The following is a 16,385-nucleotide window of genomic DNA, read 5'->3' as shown; positions in this document are numbered from 1 at the left end:
TTGTTAAGTTTTAGGTGGTATAATTTTTATGTAGATGGAAATTCCTATACGTTTAAATTAATATTTTTTTAAAGGAGGTATAAAATGAGACCGGTTGATAAACAAATCAGAATGATTACGGCATGTTTGATGTTTTTGGGTCTGTTGGTTTTTCCTGCATTGTCAGGTGCGCAGACCCGGATGATTCCGGCAAATTTTTCACAACTGGCTGAGCAGGCCAAACCTGGTGTGGTCAATATCCAGACCGTAAAGACAATCAAAGGCGGCGGCCGGGTCTTCCGGCATTTTTTCGGGTCCCCGTTCGGCAACCAGCCAGGATTGGAAGATTTTTTCAGTCCCTTTGGGGGGGCGCCGCGGAATCGTACGGAAAGCAGCCTTGGATCGGGCTTTATCTTTGATAAGGCAGGATACATTGTAACCAATCACCATGTAATTAAAGATGCGGACCAGATCAAGGTGATCCTTCATGATGACCAGGAATATGATGCCAAGATCATCGGCGCAGATCCTGTAACAGACCTTGCATTGATAAAGATTGATGCCAAGGATCTTAAGCCGTTGAAATTCGGATCCTCCCAAAATGCCCGGGTCGGTTCCTGGGTCGTGGCCATTGGTTCTCCCTTTGGCCTTGAGCAGACAGTGACCGCCGGCATCATTTCAGCCAAGGGCAGGATCATCGGTTCCGGTCCCTATGATGATTTCATCCAGACTGATGCCTCCATTAACCCGGGCAACTCAGGCGGACCCTTGCTGAACATGGACGGTGAGGTGGTCGGCATCAACACCGCCATTATTAAATCCGGCCAGGGCATTGGTTTTGCCATCCCTTCGGATCTTGCCACCACTGTCATTGACCAGCTTAAGGATTCCAAGCGCGTATCCAGAGGATGGATTGGCGTGTCCATCCAGAATGTAAGCAAGGAGATGAGTGAATACTATAATCTGGATCCGGATGAAGGTGTTTACGTGGCAAAAGCCTATGAGGATAATCCTGCCTATGAGGCCGGCATACGCCAGGGTGACGTGATTATCAGTGTTAACGGTGTAAAAACCAATTCATCCAGGGACCTGACCCTGACCATTGCCAATTTAAAGGTGGGTTCCAATGTCAATATTGAGGTGATTCGCCAGGGGAAAAATAAAACGTTCACGGTTAAACTTGGTGAACGTCCGGATAGTGTAGAAGATTCCCAGTTCGGAGAAGAACTCAACGGCTTTGATGATCTGGGCTTTATGTTTAAACCGTTGGATAAGGATTTGGCCGAACAACTTGACTATCCTTCGTCCTTCAAAGGGCTTGTGGTGACCCGGATCGATCCGGAGTCCAGGGCAGCAATGTCCGGCGTGAGAGCCGGGGATCTGCTGGTGGAAATAAACCATAAAAAAATTGCCAGTATAAGTGACTATACCGGAACAATGCGTAAGATAAAGAAAGGACAGGCTGTCCATATGCTCTTCAGGCGAGGCAGCTCCCAGATATTTGTGGTCCGGTTTGGAAAATAGAAAGGTTTAACAGCCGTCAATATTATCTTGAAATTATTTTGAAGACGGTGCATGTCAAGAATTGATGTGTACCGTTTCAGCCATTTTATACAAGGAGAAAATTAATGTTAACCGTTTACGGAGCAGCATGGTGTCCCCATTGCACACAGACCGTTTCCTATTTGGAAGAGAAAAATATTGATTTTAAGTATGTTGACATTGAATCTGCACCCGACGATGTGGTGCGGCAGGTTATTGAAGTCAACGGCGGTGATGACTGGGTGGTTCCCACACTTGAGAACGACGGGAAATGGCGACCCGGCAAGGTGTTCAGTCCCCGTGATATCGACAGCGACCTGAAGGCGCTTGGCCTCAAACTGGACTGACGGTGACGGTTTTTGGGTTTTAAACCTGAAAAGATTACTATTTGATAATACTGGCGTCATGTTCAGGTAAGGTCCAGGTGCTAAGTTATCATCCAACGCCGGATAATTTGCTGTTGCGGCAAATGCGGTGCAAGCCGTTATTGATACATCATAACCGGTGGAAACTCTCCCTCCTTTTTCAAAACGGGCTGCCTTTTTCAGGGCAGCCCGTTTTGATTTATAATTGTTTTTGAATTTTAGTGTTTATACATTGTTGACACGATTTTTTTTGTGCCGTATCATATTTTCACAATATTTAACCTTTTGAGGAAAGACGAAATGGCAGAACTGGTTATTAAAAAGTGGGGCAACAGCTTGGCAGCAAGGATACCAAAAGTGATTGCTGATATGATCCAGCTCGAAAAAGATCAAACCGTTACCATTGAGGCGAAAGACGGCAGGATTATTATTACCCCGATCAAGGAGAAAAAAGATTATACGCTTGACGAGCTTTTAAGCCAATGTGATCCCGATGCTGTTATTCTGGATGCCGAGGATAAGGCATGGCTGAACGACGAGTCCGCAGGAAAGGAATGGTAATGGCTGCAAAATCCGAAAAAAAGATATATATTCCTGAACGTGGAGATCTTGTCTGGACAGATTTTGACCCAGCCGCCGGTCACGAGCAGATGAGACATCGGCCTGCCTTGGTCCTTTCTCCTGCAATTTTCAATAAAAAAATTCTGCTGGCTCTGGTCGCTCCTGTCACGAGCAGGGTTCGGGGGCATGGTTTTGAAGTCGCTTTAACCGGAGAAAAGATTTCTGGTGTTGTTCTCTGTCATCAGGTCAAGACAATTGATTTTGTGGAAAGAGGTTTGACGTTTGCTGAAAAGGCCCCGGCTTCAGTGGTCAGTGATACGTTGGCCAGAGTAAGGGCAATTGTAACAGAATAAGGGACTTCAAAGCGAGGAGCTTGCGGCGGGAACAACTTGCAGGACGGCTTCGTTTTTCAGTGATTTATCTCCCTTGACCGGGCCGGCACGATCTTTTTGTTTTCATTTCTGAGCGAATAACTTTTTTGCTGAAAGGCACATGCCATGATATATATGGTCAATGTCATAAAGTGAAGAAACTTTCAGATTAAAAACACGAAGTTTAATACTCTAATATCTTCGTGAGCTTCGTGTTCTTCGTGGTAAAATAAAATCTCAATGCTTAATTTTATGACATTGTATATATGGTGGGCAAAGCGTTGTGAAAATATAACCAATGGAAAAAGAGCTGTTTGGGGAGAAGCGATGAAGAGATATTTTACGGTAAAAATAGTGTCCTTAAGTGTTGCCATCATGTTTGCCATTTATCTGCTCTTGACAGGACTTGTGGCACCCTGGGCCGGAAAACGCATTTCTGCTGATTCGCTGACTGAAAGCCTGGGACGACAGACTCATATTGAATCCATAACCTTTAATCCGTTTACGCTGGAGGCCCGGGTCAAAAATTTTGCCATTGAAAGTAAAATCAAGGGCGAAAATCTGGCCTTTATTCAGGAAGTTTATTTTAACCTGTCCGCCTCTTCCCTGCTTCATCTGGCCCCGGTGATTTCGGCTGTTCAGGTGACAGGGCCTAAATTTGCCCTTCATTTGAATAAGGACAATACCTTAAATATTTCAGACCTGCTCCAAGGAAAAACGGAGACACCCGGGCCCGCTAAAGAGAAGTCCGGCGCTTTGTTTGAATTCAAGGTATCTAATGTAAAAATTACGGATGCGGCCCTGGTTTTCACCGATCATATCCGTTCCGTTACCCATTCAGTGGCGCAGTTGAATTTTGATCTGCCCCTTGTCAGCACCATGGGAAAGGATCTGGCAACACCTGTCAAAGCAGTTATGAACTGCCTGGTGAATAAGGCCCGGGTGGATATCAATGTGACGGGTATCCCCTTTGATGCCTCCCGGAAAATGTCGGTTTCTCTGAATATGCAGCCCCTGGATCTTAACGCGTTTGTCCCCTACATTGATCTGCCTGCCCCCTATAAAATTAAATCAGCCGGTAATCTTGCCGTATCCGTTTCAGGCGAGTATGAGATCCCGGCCGGAAAAACCGCTGAAGACCAGATCCTTGCCGTCAATCTGAAGACCCGGGTAAAAGATTTTGATCTGGGCAATGTGTCCGGAACCGATTTGTTTGCCTGTCCCGAACTGGCGGTGGATGCATCGTCCCGGAATCTGTTTGATATGAATTTTCTGGTGGACAAGGTGTTGGTTGATCAGGCCTCATTGTTTGTTGAACGTGATGCCCAGGGCCGCATCAACCTGGTTCCCGGGGGGCAGGGAGCCAAGGCCTCCCCGGATCAGGCGGCAAAACCGGCGCCTTTCCCGGAACCGTCAAATCCTGACACCCAGGCAGAAGCGACCCCGGTCCCGGTTGCCCCGTCAGATGCGGATGCCGCTAAACCTGAAAAACCGGTGATTGCCCTGTCCCTGCCTTTTACTGTGAAAATCAACCAGGCAGCCGTGAAAAACATGCATATCCGCTTCAGTGATAAAATGGTATCACCTGAAGTCATAAAAAAGATTTCCAGCCTGAATTTTATCCTCACTGACATTCAAGTCGGTTCCAAGGCCGCAGGAAAATTTGACCTCCATATTCTAACCGGCGACAACGAAGAGATAAAAACAGCAGGCGATTTTCATGTTCAAAATGATCTGGCTGTCAATGGCACTGCTTCTGTTGATGGGATTGCCCTTAAAAATTTTCGCCCCTATCTGGCACCCTATCTTGGCGATAATGTCACCCTTGAAAATGTGGCTGGCGGTCTGAACTTCAAGGTGGGACTGACCCAGGCGGGCTTAGGTGTCAAAGTATCCGACGGTCAGGTGACCCTGAATAAATTCGGTCTGACGGAACAGGACCAAAAAGAGCCCCTGGTACAGTTCGACCAACTGGCATTATCCCAGATCTCCTGTGATCTTTTAAAACAGGAGGCAGGCGTCGGGCTTGTGGAACTTCATAAGGCCCAGGTTAAGGTTAATCGGGATAAAAAAGGGGGGATCGACCTGCTTGCCGCCATTGAGCAGGCTGTGAAAACCGGGGAAGATTCCGGGGCAAAGGCCACGACAGCCAATCCTGCACACACAGAACAGGCAGCCGCCAAACAGGATGGGCAAAACGCGTCTGCATCTTCCTGGGTTGCGACGATACATAAAACGGTCTTAGACCAGTGCCAGGTGCAGATCAGTGATCAGGCCCAAAAAGAGCCGGTGACAGTGGTTGTGAAGGACATTGGTGTCACGGTTGAAAATTTCTCCACAAAAAAAGGGGAAAAATCAACCTTCAAGGCATCCATGACCAACAAGAACAAGGGAGAAATTAATCTTGACGGCAGCTTTGACATTTCAGGGCCAGCGGCAACCGTGAATATAGACTTCAACCGGATTGACGTGAACACCGCTGAACCGTATTTTACTGATTTTTTAAAAATTTCAATATCCAAGGGATATCTTAACACCAAGGGGACAGTGGTCATGACCCCGGCCCAAAAGAAAAGTGACCCGCCAAATATAACATACAAGGGCCAGGTTTCCCTTAATAATTTTCTGTCCAAAAACAAGGTGGATAACACCGATTTCTTTTCATGCAAATCGCTTTATGCCACGGGCATGGATATTTCCGTAAACCCTATGACGGTGGTGATTAAGGAAATCGCGCTGACGGATTTCTACCAGCAGGCCATACTGAACAAAAATGCCCAGCTCAATTACAAAGAGATCATGGTGGAACAACCCGTAGACAAGAACGCGGCCAAAGGTAAAGCCAAGGCCCAAAATGGCGATGGCAGTAGCAGTGCAATACCGGATATTCGCATTGATTCCATTACCCTGCAGGGTGGCCATATCAATTTCAGCGACTATTTTACCCAACCTAATTTTACCGCCAATATGACCGAGATCGCCGGCAGCCTTACAGGCCTGTCCTCCAGGGGAACGGCGCATGCCAGCCTTGTACTCAAAGGTGTGCATGGCGGATATGCGCCTTTGGATATCACAGGGCAGGTGGATCCTTTAAAAGACAATCGTTTTGTTGATCTGACCATATCCTTTAAAAACATTGAGCTGCCTAAATTCAATGTGTATTCCAAAAAGTATCTGGGATATGAAATTGAAAAGGGAAAGCTTATCCTGGATCTGCATTACAATATCGACGAAGATAAACTTAATTCAAGCAATCGTGTTCTGTTTGACCAGTTAACATTAGGTCAGAAAGTGAAGAGTGACGATGCGCCTTCGCTGCCTTTGGAACTTGCCATCTCCCTGCTTAAAAATTCCAAGGGCGAAATTGACCTTGATCTGCCCATTACAGGAGACATCAGCGACCCAAAATTTCATTTCGGGAAGGTTGTGGGAACGGTCCTGAAAAATTTTATTACGGGGATTGTGACTGCCCCTTTTAAATTTTTAGGTGGTCTTGTGGGGGCCGGTAGTAACCAGGATCTGGGATATGTGGAGTTTGATCCGGGAAGAAGCCAGCTGGATCAGGCCCAGAAAGATAAACTGGACAAACTGATAATGGTGCTGGGTAAAAAACCGAACCTTAAACTTGAAATCATGAGCCAGTACAATACACATAACGATGCCGGGCAATTAAGATATGATGCCTATGAAGCCATGGTTTTGTCCATGGACAAAAAACTGCCTGCAGACGGTACGGTCAAGCTGGCTGATTTGGATGAAGAGACGCGCACACGTCTTATTGAAAAATCATATAAAAAGGCTTCGTTCCCCAAACCCAGGGATGCGGCCGGAAAAGAAAAGGAACTGACCCTGGAGGAAAAAGAAAAGCTTTTGATCACCAGCATGCCCCTGGATGGGGATGCCTTAAGTGCCCTGGGGCGGCAGCGTGGCCATGAAGTTGCCAATTACCTGACAAAACCCGGCAAGATTGATATAAGAAGGGTTTTTGTTACAGAACCGGATCCTGTTGCTGCAAATGAAGAGAACAATGCCAGGATCAAAGCCACATTTAATTTGAAATAAGGGGTGCAAACCAGGGGGCGGCTGTTTTTTGTAAGAAACTAGAGACAAGATACAGGAAACAAGAGGGCGAAGCGCCTGGGGCGCCCATTTTAGCCCGCATTGTTGGTGTCTTTAGTTTCATGCTTCGTTGTGTCCGCTAGGACATGGGGGTTTTATATGAAAAAGTTTAACCACGGAAATCACAGAAGACACTGAAGATAGAATTCTGTGATTTCCGTATGTTCTGTGGTTAAAATGTTTTTCATAAGCTCACTCATAGCGGATTTCAAACTGTGTTAATGCCGGATCCACTGAAACCGTTCGGGTGTTTACATCCTTTACCTCTGAAAAGGTGGCACCCTTTCGGCACCAGGCCAGTATATCCTGTATATTCTCCTGATTGCCCTGGAACAGGGCCTGGACCGATCCGTTGGGCATATTTCTGACATAGCCTGACAGACGGCGCTCCCGGGCCGCCAGCCGGGTTTCATGCCTGAAGCATACGCCCTGGACCCTTCCTGTAATGGTTACTTCCACAGCACAAATCGGGTTCACTTTCCGGTCTCCTATGTATTTGGGTGAAAATTTATGGATTTTCAGGTTGGCCTTATTCAGGGCATTGGGGCCGAATTTGGCAAGCACCGAATCCATGGCGCGATCCACGGCCTCCCATTGCCGGAGATCTTCCTGGTTTTGATCGGTAAACAAAGACCGTTGAATGGGTTTTTCTGGGTCCTGGAATTCAGAGACTCCCACCCCCACCAGCCGGATTTTTTTTGTGATATTTAAATTATCATATAAGGACAGTGCCTGGTCAAAAATAGCATTGGATGATGAGATCCATGTTTCAAGGGATTTACTCCGGGTAATTTGGGAAAAATCTGAAAATTTCACTTTAATACTGACCTTTTTACATCTTTTATTGCAGGTCCGCAGTTCATTGCCCACTCTGTGGGCCTGGGCAAGAAGCAAAGATGTCACTTCCCGGGGATCTGAAATATCACGGGACACCGTAACTTCACCGGAGATGGATTTGCGGGGCCTTTCGGGTTCTACGGGGGTGGGATCAATCCCTTTGGCCAGCTCAAACAGCCGTTGTCCGAAACTGCCGAATTTGTTTTTTAACAGTTTGGGATCCACTTTTTTTACATCGCCCAGGGTGTGAATCCGAAGGCCTTGCATCTGGGCCATGGCCTGGGCGCCGACGCCAGGCACCTTGCTGATGGGAAGGGTATCAATCACCTGGGCCATGGCCATTGGGGATATAATGGTCAGTCCGTCCGGCTTGTCCATATCTGATGCGATTTTTGCCAGGAAACGAATCGGTGCTGCGCCCACAGAACAGGTCAGGGCGAGCTGATTGGCAATTTCAGTTTTGATTTTTTTTGCGGTCTGTTCAGGTGTGCCGATCAGTTTTTCACACCCCGTGATGTCCAGGAAGGCTTCATCAATGGAAACAGGTTCCACCAGAGGGGAGAATTGTCTTAAAATAGCCATGATTTTTCTTGAATCCCGGGCATATTTTTCCCGGCTGCCCGGCTGGATAATCAGATGCGGGCATTTCTGTCTGGCCTGGAACACGGGCATGGCTGAATGAATGCCGAATTTTCTTGCTTCGTAACTGGCCGCAGATACCACACTGCGGCCGGAATGACCTGCCACGATAACGGGTTTACCCAAAAGGGCCGGGTTGTCCCGCTGTTCCACTGATGCAAAAAATGCATCCATGTCTACATGGAGGATCATGGTGATGAAAACTCCCCTTGGATCGAATTAAAAATTGCTGTATTGTTTTACTTTTTAAAAATTGTTGTCAAGGATTGATTAAATCATTTTAAAATCAGGGAAGAGATATAGAGGTGACATTCAGGCGGATTTTATTTGCAGTATGGGCGATTCTTTATCTTTGTGTTTTAAGCGGGATGTTCGGATGCTCATCAGACCGGCCCCCAAATGCGCCATCGTCTGAACCGCCTTCCAATGCGGGGCTTGCGCCCCTGGTATATCAGAAACTGCCGGACAATATCCAGTGGATCACCAATGATACAGACCCGGTCTTTGCCTCGGACAATGCTGAAAAAGGCGGGATGCTCCGGGAGGCCATCATGAATTTTCCCATGACCTTCAGGGTGGTGGGGCCGGATTCCAACGGATCTTTCAGAAGCGAAATTTTAAACAATCAGCTCTCTTTGATCAATATTCATCCCATCTCACGGCGGATTATCCCCGAGCTTGCCACCCACTGGGCCTATGCCCCTGATAAAAAGACCATGTATTTCAAGCTGGACCCTGATGCCCTGTGGTCGGACGGGGTGCCGGTTACGGCCAGGGACTATGTGTATACCCTTAGATTTATGCGGTCTGAATATATTGTGGCTCCCTGGTATAATGATTACTACACCCGGGAGATCGAATCTGTTACCGCGTTTGACGACTACACCATTGCGGTAAAAAGCACCAAGGCCGTGCCGGATCTTTATTTGAAGCTGGGCATCAGTCCAACGCCCGAACATTTTTTTAAAACCCTGGGAAAGGATTTTCTATCCCGGTTCAACTGGGCTGTTGTGCCCAATACCGGAGCGTACCAGATCAGTGATTTTAAAAAAGGGCGGTTTATCCGGTTTTCCCGCAAGAAACAGTGGTGGGCAAAAAACCGGCGGTATTTTAAAAACCGGTTTAACGTGGATTCGGTGCTTTTCACGGTAATCCGTGATGCCAACATGCAGTGGGAATATTTTAAGAAAGGCCGGCTGGATACCTTTGGCATGGTGCTGCCCAAATTCTGGTACCAGAAATCCGACACCCCGGTTATTAATAAAGGATATGTGGAACGTATCTGGTTTTTCAACGACCTGGAACAGCCGTCCAGGGGACTGTGGCTGAACCTGGACCGGCCTATATTCAAGGATATCCGGGTTCGGCAGGCCTTTGCCCATGCCATGAACATGGATAAGGTGATCAAGCAGGTTCTACGGGGGGATTATTTCCGGCTGCCCCAGGCCTTTTACGGGTATGGAGAATATACGGATTATACCATTAAACCCCGTGGATACGATATTTCAAAAGTTGAAGCGCTGATGAAGCAGGCCGGCTGGAAAAGAGGGCCGGACGGCATCTGGCACAAAGGGGATATGCGGTTTTCCGTCACCGTGACCTATTATCTGGAAGAGCATATGCCCCGGCTGGCTGTTTTGAAGGAAGAAGCGCTCAAGGCCGGTCTTGACCTGGAACTGGAGCGTCTTGATTCCACAGCCATGTTCAAGAAAACCCTGGAAAAAAAGCATGATGTGGCCTGGATGGGGTGGAGTGCCGGCATGCGGCCCGCCTTTTGGCAGGGGTGGCACTCGGACAACGCACATAAACCCCAGACCAACAACATCACCAACACGGACGACCCTGAACTGGACAGGCTCATTGACCAGTACCGGGACAGCCTGGATGAGCAGGAACGCATCAAGCTGTCCAAGACGATTCAGAATAAGATACACGATATCTGTGCCTATGTGCCTTCCTATATGGTGCCCTATGTCCGGCTGGCCTACTGGCGATGGATGCGGCTGCCGAAATTTCACGGCACCCCGATGTCCGACAGCCTGTTTGATCCTTTTTCCCCGGAGACGGGCGGGCTTTTCTGGATTGATGAACACATTCGGCGTCAGACCCTTGCCGCCATGAAAGGCAAGCAGGTGTTTGCCCCTGTTACCATCATTGACGACAAATATAAAAAAAAGGTCCGGCCGGAATGAATCAAGGGTATCGTCCACCACTTTTAGCTGTTAAACATCTTGGGGTTGCGTTCCAGACCGACCAGGGACAGGTCCTTGCCGTGGATGATGTCAGCTTTGAACTTGAGCCCGGCCAGGTGCTGGGTATTGCCGGGGAATCCGGGTGCGGCAAAAGTGTGACCGCCTTGAGTTTGCTGCGTCTTTTGCCAAAGCCTGTGTCAAAAATCAAAGCAGGTGAAATCCTGTTTAAAGGAGAAAACCTGCTTGATTTGCCCATTGACGAAATGCATAAAATCCGGGGCAAAAAAATATCCATGATTTTCCAGGAGCCCATGACCGCATTAAACCCGGTTCATACAATAGGCCGGCAGATTGCCGAAAGTTATTCCCTGCATTTCCCCGGCATGGGGGCAAAAGAGAAAAAGAGAGCGTCATCGCAGATGCTTGAAAAAGTAGGTATCGCCGATGCCCGGCAGATCATGAAAAAGTATCCCCATCAACTGTCCGGCGGGATGCGCCAGCGGGTAATGATCGGCATGGCACTTGCCTGTGAACCGGATATCCTTATTGCCGATGAGCCCACCACGGCCTTGGATGTAACCGTACAGGCCCAGATTATGGACCTTATTTTTCAATTCCGGGATAGAACAGGTATGGCTGTGATTTTAATCACTCATGATCTTGGACTGATCGCAGAGAACTGTGACAGGGTTGTTGTGATGTATGCCGGTACCGTGGCAGAGAGCGCTTCTGTGACAACCCTGTTTCGGCAACCGTTTCACCCGTACACCAAAGGACTTTTGCAATCCATTCCTTCCCTGGCGCGAACGGCGAAAGAACCGCTTCCCACCATCCCCGGCAATGTGCCTGCTTTGTCTGAAATGTCTGCCGGGTGCCGGTTTGTCAAACGCTGTAACAGGGCATTGATGCAGTGCAAAGACCAACGCCCCAGGCTGATGCCTGTCTCTTCCGGCCATTTTGCTGCATGCCACCTGGTTGATGCTGGCGAAAAAAAATCAAATTTTAATAAATAATCCTTGATTTTTAAGCAAAAGCTAATAATATACATTCAAAGCTGCGGATTACAGGGCTTTTAAAGTTTCGTTCTAAGGACTGGACCCCATTTGTTGGCGTAGAAGGACCTGAGTTTGAAACTAAATTTATTCACTAAAAGTAAGGAGAGAGTCGCAATGGCAAATGGGATCGTAAAGTGGTTTAATGATGCAAAGGGTTACGGATTTATCGAACAGGAGGAGGGGCCTGACGTATTCGTGCATCATACCGGCATCAACGCATCAGGCTTTAAATCTCTTAATGAGGGTGACCGGGTCACTTTTGATGTGGAGGACGGACAGAAAGGACCTGCAGCGGTCAACGTATCTGTCCAATAAGTTCAGTTCAGTAAGTTAAGTCTATTTTCAAAGGGTTTTTGAACAATGATTCTGTTCAGAAGCCCTTTTTTTATGTCCAAGGTATAGGAATCGCCATTTCCTAACACCTAAAACTTAACAACCCGTCCGAAGGGCAATAATCCAATACCCTCCTGTCCCACATATTTAAAGGAGAGTAAAATAGAATACTTTTTGTAATAATTCAACCCTTAATATGCCTTTTTTGTTTTATTTGTGGCGAATTTCTTTCAGGATAAGGTCTTTTACGTGGTGTGAGTCTACGGGTTTTGAAAAATAATATCCCTGGATAAAGTCGCAGCCGATTCCCTGGAGCGTCTCAAATTGGTCATCGGACTCAATACCCTCGGCAATAACTTCAAGGTTCAGGTTCTGGGCAAGGGTGATAATGGCTTTAGCAATTTCAAGATTTTCATGGTCCCGGTTGATATCATTTACAAAGGACTTATCCATTTTCAAAAAATCCAGGGGGAAGTTTTTCAGATACGCCAATGAGAAATAACCTGTGCCGAAATCATCAATGGCAATTTTGATTCCGCTTTGTTTTAACCGGTTAAGGTGACCTATTACCGCCTCAGGTTTGTCGATTACAGCGCTTTCCGTCAGTTCCGCCACAAGGCAGTGGGCAGCAAGTCCTGTGTCATTCAATGCGGTTTCTACAATTTTTTCAAGATTGTTGTAGGAGAACTGCTGGACAGAAATATTGACGCTTACCGTAAGATGCTCATAGCCGGAGAATTGGCTCTGCCACGTTTTAAGTTGTCGGCAGGCGGTTTCAATCACCCACTGCCCAATGGGGATGATCTGGCCGTTTTCTTCGGCAACGGGGATGAAATCCGATGGGGGGATAATCCCTCTGAAGGGGTGGATCCACCGGATCAACGCCTCAAACCCTTTTATCCTGCCTGTTTTTGAGGATACAATGGGTTGATAATACAGGGTAAGCTGCTTTTCCTCCAGTGCGGTTTTCAGATCGTTTTCAAGCTGCAGTGCATCATGGGCCATCTGTTGAAGTTTTTTGCCGAATATCCTGAATCTGGATTTCCCCGTTGTCTTGGCCCGGTACATGGCAATGTCAACATCCCTTAGGATATCATCGGCCCGGATATAAGAACTTGTGTCAAGTATAATGCCGATACTTGCGCTGATCAGGGCCTCCTTTCCTTTGAGCATAAAAGGCCGGGCCGTCTCATCCCGGATTCTTTTGGCAATGGAAATAATCTGTCCGGCATCACTGATATCTTCCAGGAGTACTGAAAATTCATCCCCGCCCAGACGGGCCACCGTGTCCATGCTTCGGACGCAGGATAAAAACCTTTGGGACACTTCTTTTAACAGGGTATCCCCACTTTGGTGGCCCAGGTTGTCATTCACCCATTTGAACCGGTCCAGGTCGATCATAAATACGGCAGAGTGTGCCTGTTTGTTTCGCTCCTGCCGTTTTAAGGTTTGTATGAGGCGGTCTAAAAACAGTACCCGGTTGGGCAGTCCTGTCATGCTGTCGTAAAAGGCTTTGCGGTATAACTGGTCTTCCAGGGCCTTTCGTTCGGTGATGTCCTGGTAAATGAAAAATTCGCCTTCAATACGATTCTTGATCATGATGGGAAAACCGAGAAGGGAAACCGGAATCAGCCGTCCGGATTTATGTCTGCGTTTGGTCTCTTTTTCAATGGTCTTTCCGCTTGAAATGACCTGGCGCAAGGTGGTGGATTCAAGACGCAAATCTTCAGGCACAATCAAATCCAGGTTGTATGCGCCGGTCAGGCTTGCGGCTGGATACCCGAATAAGGTTTCAAATCCTTTATTGGCATGGATAATACGGCCGCCGGGATCCATGGAAACCATGGCCTGGGGTGATCCGTCAAACAGCTGCTGGAACCTGGCCCCCATCTGTTGTAAGGCTTCCATCATTTTATTATACCGGGCCGCAATAATACCGGTATCTGAAAAAGGGTCAGCAGGCACCCGCAGGGACAGATCACCGGTCTGTTCCTGGGCCTGCATGACGCGTAGAAAATTAAAGGTTTCGGTTTTGGCACCGTGCTCGGAAACATTTAATCCCATCTCCTCCTCTTCGACGGATACGCGCAAGGGGGATATCCGATTGATCTTTCTAATGATTAAAAAGGGGATGATAAACCCCGCAAAACAGGCGGCCAGAATGCCTGTGATCTGAACTAAAAGCTGGGATATAAAGTCCAGTCCTGTGCCAAGAATCTGCGGGTCTCCGAAAAGCGCCACGGCAAGGGTTCCCCATACACCACATCCCAGGTGGACCGGCACAGCAGAGACGGCATCATCTATATGGTAATGGAAAAGGAGTTCTTCCATGGCCAGGCACAGGATGCCGGCCACTGCGCCGATGAACACGGATTCTGAAACAGATACGCAATGGCAGCAGGCGGTGATGGCCACAAGGCCGCCTAACGACCCATTGATCAGAAAGGCAATTTTGGAGATTCCGGTAACCATGAACCCGATGAAAAGACAAACGGCTGCCCCCGAGGCTGCTGCCATAATGGTCTTTACAATAATGCCCGGGACCCGGGCATCCATTGCCAAGGTGGAGCCGCCATTGAAACCAACCCAGCCGATCCATAAAAGAAGGGTGCCCAGAACAGATAAGGGCAAGTCGTTGCCATGGAAGTCCACGGGCTTGCCGTCTTTCCCGAAACGCCCATGTCTTGGGCCGATGACAATCAGGGCTGCAAGGGCAACCCAGCCGCCAATGCTGTGGACCACGGTGGAACCGGCAAAATCCACAAACCCTGCGGCCCCCAGCCATCCGGCCGTGGTACCGCTGTCAAGGCCGTTCCAGGCCCAGTGGCCGAACACCGGATAAATAATGGCAGATAAAAGTACCGCCACCTGCAGATATGAAGAAAACTTCATTCGCTCGGCCACCGCGCCTGAAAAAATGGTGGTGGCCGTGCCGCAGAACATGGTCTGGAACAGGAAAAAAGACATCAGATGGAAGTTGTCTGCAAATTCAGGCATGAAACAGGTGGTGCCGATAAGGCCCTGGCGGGAAAGCCCGAACATGAGACCGAACCCGATCAACCAGAATCCCAGGACTGAAAAAACAAAATCGGCAATATTCTTGATGGCCACATTAATGCTGTTCTTTGGCCGGGTAAGTCCGGATTCAAGGCACATGAATCCCGGCTGCATTAAAAAGACCAGTACGGCCGATACAATGACCCAGAAGTTGTCAATAATTCCGCTGCTCATTGCTGCTGTTTACTCACATGTATTTATCCATATCGTAATTTATGTCAGTTTTTTATGCGGTGGCATAGATACGTTTTTATCTCTTTTTTCATCATGTTGCAATTATTGATACCCCAAAAAAGAGCCTACCGTATAGGTGAAAATTCCAGCTTTGTCAACAAAGCCCGGGCGATGGTAACGGTGTACTGCAGATCATTCCCTCCTTATATGATTTTCCTTGATAACCTCAGCTTTGCCGAATCAATCCGGTATGGTATTATCCTCTTTAAACTTGGTGATGCAAAAAATTAAGTGTACACATTAAAACAGCAGGTCACAGCATGATAAAACCCCCCTTTCCGGATTCCGGTCAGATCCATGTGTTCTACACCCGGGCAGACCGGATATCTGATCCCTGTCTTTTAAAACAATACAGGGCCTGTCTTTCCCCCGCTGAAATCCAGAAGGCGGACCGGTACCTGAAGCAATCGGACCGGCACCTGAGCCTGGTGTCCAGGGCCCTGGTGCGGTATTTGATATTTGAGCTGAGCGGAAAACATCCCCAGTCCCTTTGTTTTTCAACCAATGAATACGGCAAACCCTTTCTTGTTGAATTGCCGGATATTCATTTCAACCTTTCCCACAGCCATGGCGTGGCAGCCTGCGCCTTGTGCCGGAGTGCTGCCGTGGGTGTGGATGTGGAGGATGTGGGGCGACACACGGATCTTTCCATTGCCAGTCGATTTTTCTCTTCATCCGAAGCCGAACTTGTATCTAAGGCATCGGGCCCTGGAAAAACAGAGCTGTTTTTTGATATCTGGACCCTGAAAGAGGCCTATATCAAAGCGGTTGGCAAGGGATTATCCATTCCTCTGGACAGCTTTTCCTTTAATGTGGGCGGCCCTGTTATTCAAATCTCTTTCAGTGATACCGGCCAGGCCGATCCCCTGTGGCAGTTTTCCCAATGGCGGCCCGAGCCCGGCAAAATTGTTGCTGCCGCCGTTCGTTCCGCTTCCCCCATTGTTTTTAAACACTTTTGGTGTGTTCCGTTTGTGGGTATAGACCCCAACCCGGGGATACGCTGATTTAATCCGGTTCTTCAAAATGTATTTTTTCTTGACGTATAAGTGCCCCGGATTTATGCTTGCCCCTTGATGGTTCAGGCGCATTACACAGGCTCAC

At 48.0% G+C, this 16,385-nt stretch carries 11 protein-coding genes; 9 read left to right on the top strand and 2 right to left on the bottom strand.

Annotated elements, in window-relative coordinates; translation table 11 throughout:
• Positions 1–84 precede the first annotated feature (84 nt).
• The 5 genes from Q366_RS13760 to Q366_RS13740 all read left to right on the top strand — a co-directional run bounded on the left by Q366_RS13760 (position 85) and on the right by Q366_RS13740 (position 6,880).
• The gene (locus Q366_RS13760) at positions 85–1,503 is read left to right on the top strand and encodes a Do family serine endopeptidase (RefSeq protein WP_035239956.1); all 1,419 of its coding nucleotides are present in this window, start codon (positions 85–87) and stop codon (positions 1,501–1,503) included.
• Positions 1,504–1,607: 104 nt separating this feature from the next.
• Positions 1,608–1,868 (top strand): glutaredoxin family protein, encoded by a 261-nt coding sequence (locus Q366_RS13755; protein WP_035239954.1) that lies wholly within the window; start codon positions 1,608–1,610, stop codon positions 1,866–1,868.
• Between the two features lie 318 nt (positions 1,869–2,186).
• The gene (locus tag Q366_RS13750) at positions 2,187–2,447 is read left to right on the top strand and encodes an AbrB/MazE/SpoVT family DNA-binding domain-containing protein (RefSeq protein WP_035239952.1); all 261 of its coding nucleotides are present in this window, start codon (positions 2,187–2,189) and stop codon (positions 2,445–2,447) included.
• Positions 2,447–2,800 carry a type II toxin-antitoxin system PemK/MazF family toxin gene (locus Q366_RS13745; protein ID WP_035239951.1) on the top strand — a complete coding sequence of 118 codons (354 nt, stop codon included), beginning with the start codon at positions 2,447–2,449 and terminating at the stop codon, positions 2,798–2,800. The genes Q366_RS13750 and Q366_RS13745 overlap by 1 nt, the downstream gene beginning before the upstream one ends.
• Before the next feature lie 345 nt (positions 2,801–3,145).
• Positions 3,146–6,880, top strand: coding sequence for a DUF748 domain-containing protein (locus Q366_RS13740; RefSeq protein WP_035239949.1), 3,735 nt, complete (start codon positions 3,146–3,148; stop codon positions 6,878–6,880).
• 249 nt (positions 6,881–7,129) lie between these two features.
• Here the strand turns inward: Q366_RS13740 and dinB are convergent, their stop codons facing one another.
• Entirely contained in the window at positions 7,130–8,605 is a 1,476-nt protein-coding gene (gene dinB, locus Q366_RS13735) for a DNA polymerase IV (protein ID WP_035239947.1), read from the bottom strand.
• Positions 8,606–8,718: 113 nt separating this feature from the next.
• On the opposite strand from dinB, the gene Q366_RS13730 reads away from it, so the two are divergent.
• From Q366_RS13730 to Q366_RS13720, 3 genes are all read left to right on the top strand, one after another.
• Complete coding sequence (locus tag Q366_RS13730; protein ID WP_156968181.1) at positions 8,719–10,605, top strand: extracellular solute-binding protein; 1,887 nt, start codon at positions 8,719–8,721, stop codon at positions 10,603–10,605.
• Positions 10,602–11,618, top strand: coding sequence for an ABC transporter ATP-binding protein (locus Q366_RS13725; RefSeq protein WP_035239944.1), 1,017 nt, complete (start codon positions 10,602–10,604; stop codon positions 11,616–11,618). The genes Q366_RS13730 and Q366_RS13725 overlap by 4 nt, the downstream gene beginning before the upstream one ends.
• Positions 11,619–11,774: 156 nt before the next feature.
• Entirely contained in the window at positions 11,775–11,975 is a 201-nt protein-coding gene (locus tag Q366_RS13720) for a cold-shock protein (RefSeq protein ID WP_035239942.1), read from the top strand.
• 228 nt (positions 11,976–12,203) lie between these two features.
• Here Q366_RS13720 and amt read toward each other — a convergent pair whose 3' ends face one another.
• Positions 12,204–15,224 carry an ammonium transporter gene (amt, locus tag Q366_RS13715; protein ID WP_051958064.1) on the bottom strand — a complete coding sequence of 1,007 codons (3,021 nt, stop codon included), beginning with the start codon at positions 15,222–15,224 and terminating at the stop codon, positions 12,204–12,206.
• 320 nt (positions 15,225–15,544) lie between these two features.
• On the opposite strand from amt, the gene Q366_RS13705 reads away from it, so the two are divergent.
• Positions 15,545–16,288: a 4'-phosphopantetheinyl transferase family protein gene (locus Q366_RS13705; protein ID WP_035239938.1), complete on the top strand. Its 744-nt coding sequence runs from the start codon at positions 15,545–15,547 to the stop codon at positions 16,286–16,288.
• Positions 16,289–16,385: the final 97 nt, after the last annotated feature.

Source organism: Desulfobacter vibrioformis DSM 8776, from assembly GCF_000745975.1.
In the GTDB taxonomy this organism is placed as follows: Bacteria; Desulfobacterota; Desulfobacteria; order Desulfobacterales; family Desulfobacteraceae; genus Desulfobacter; species Desulfobacter vibrioformis.
Note: the sequence above shows the minus strand (reverse complement) of the source record. Positions and strands in the feature narration are given on the sequence as shown.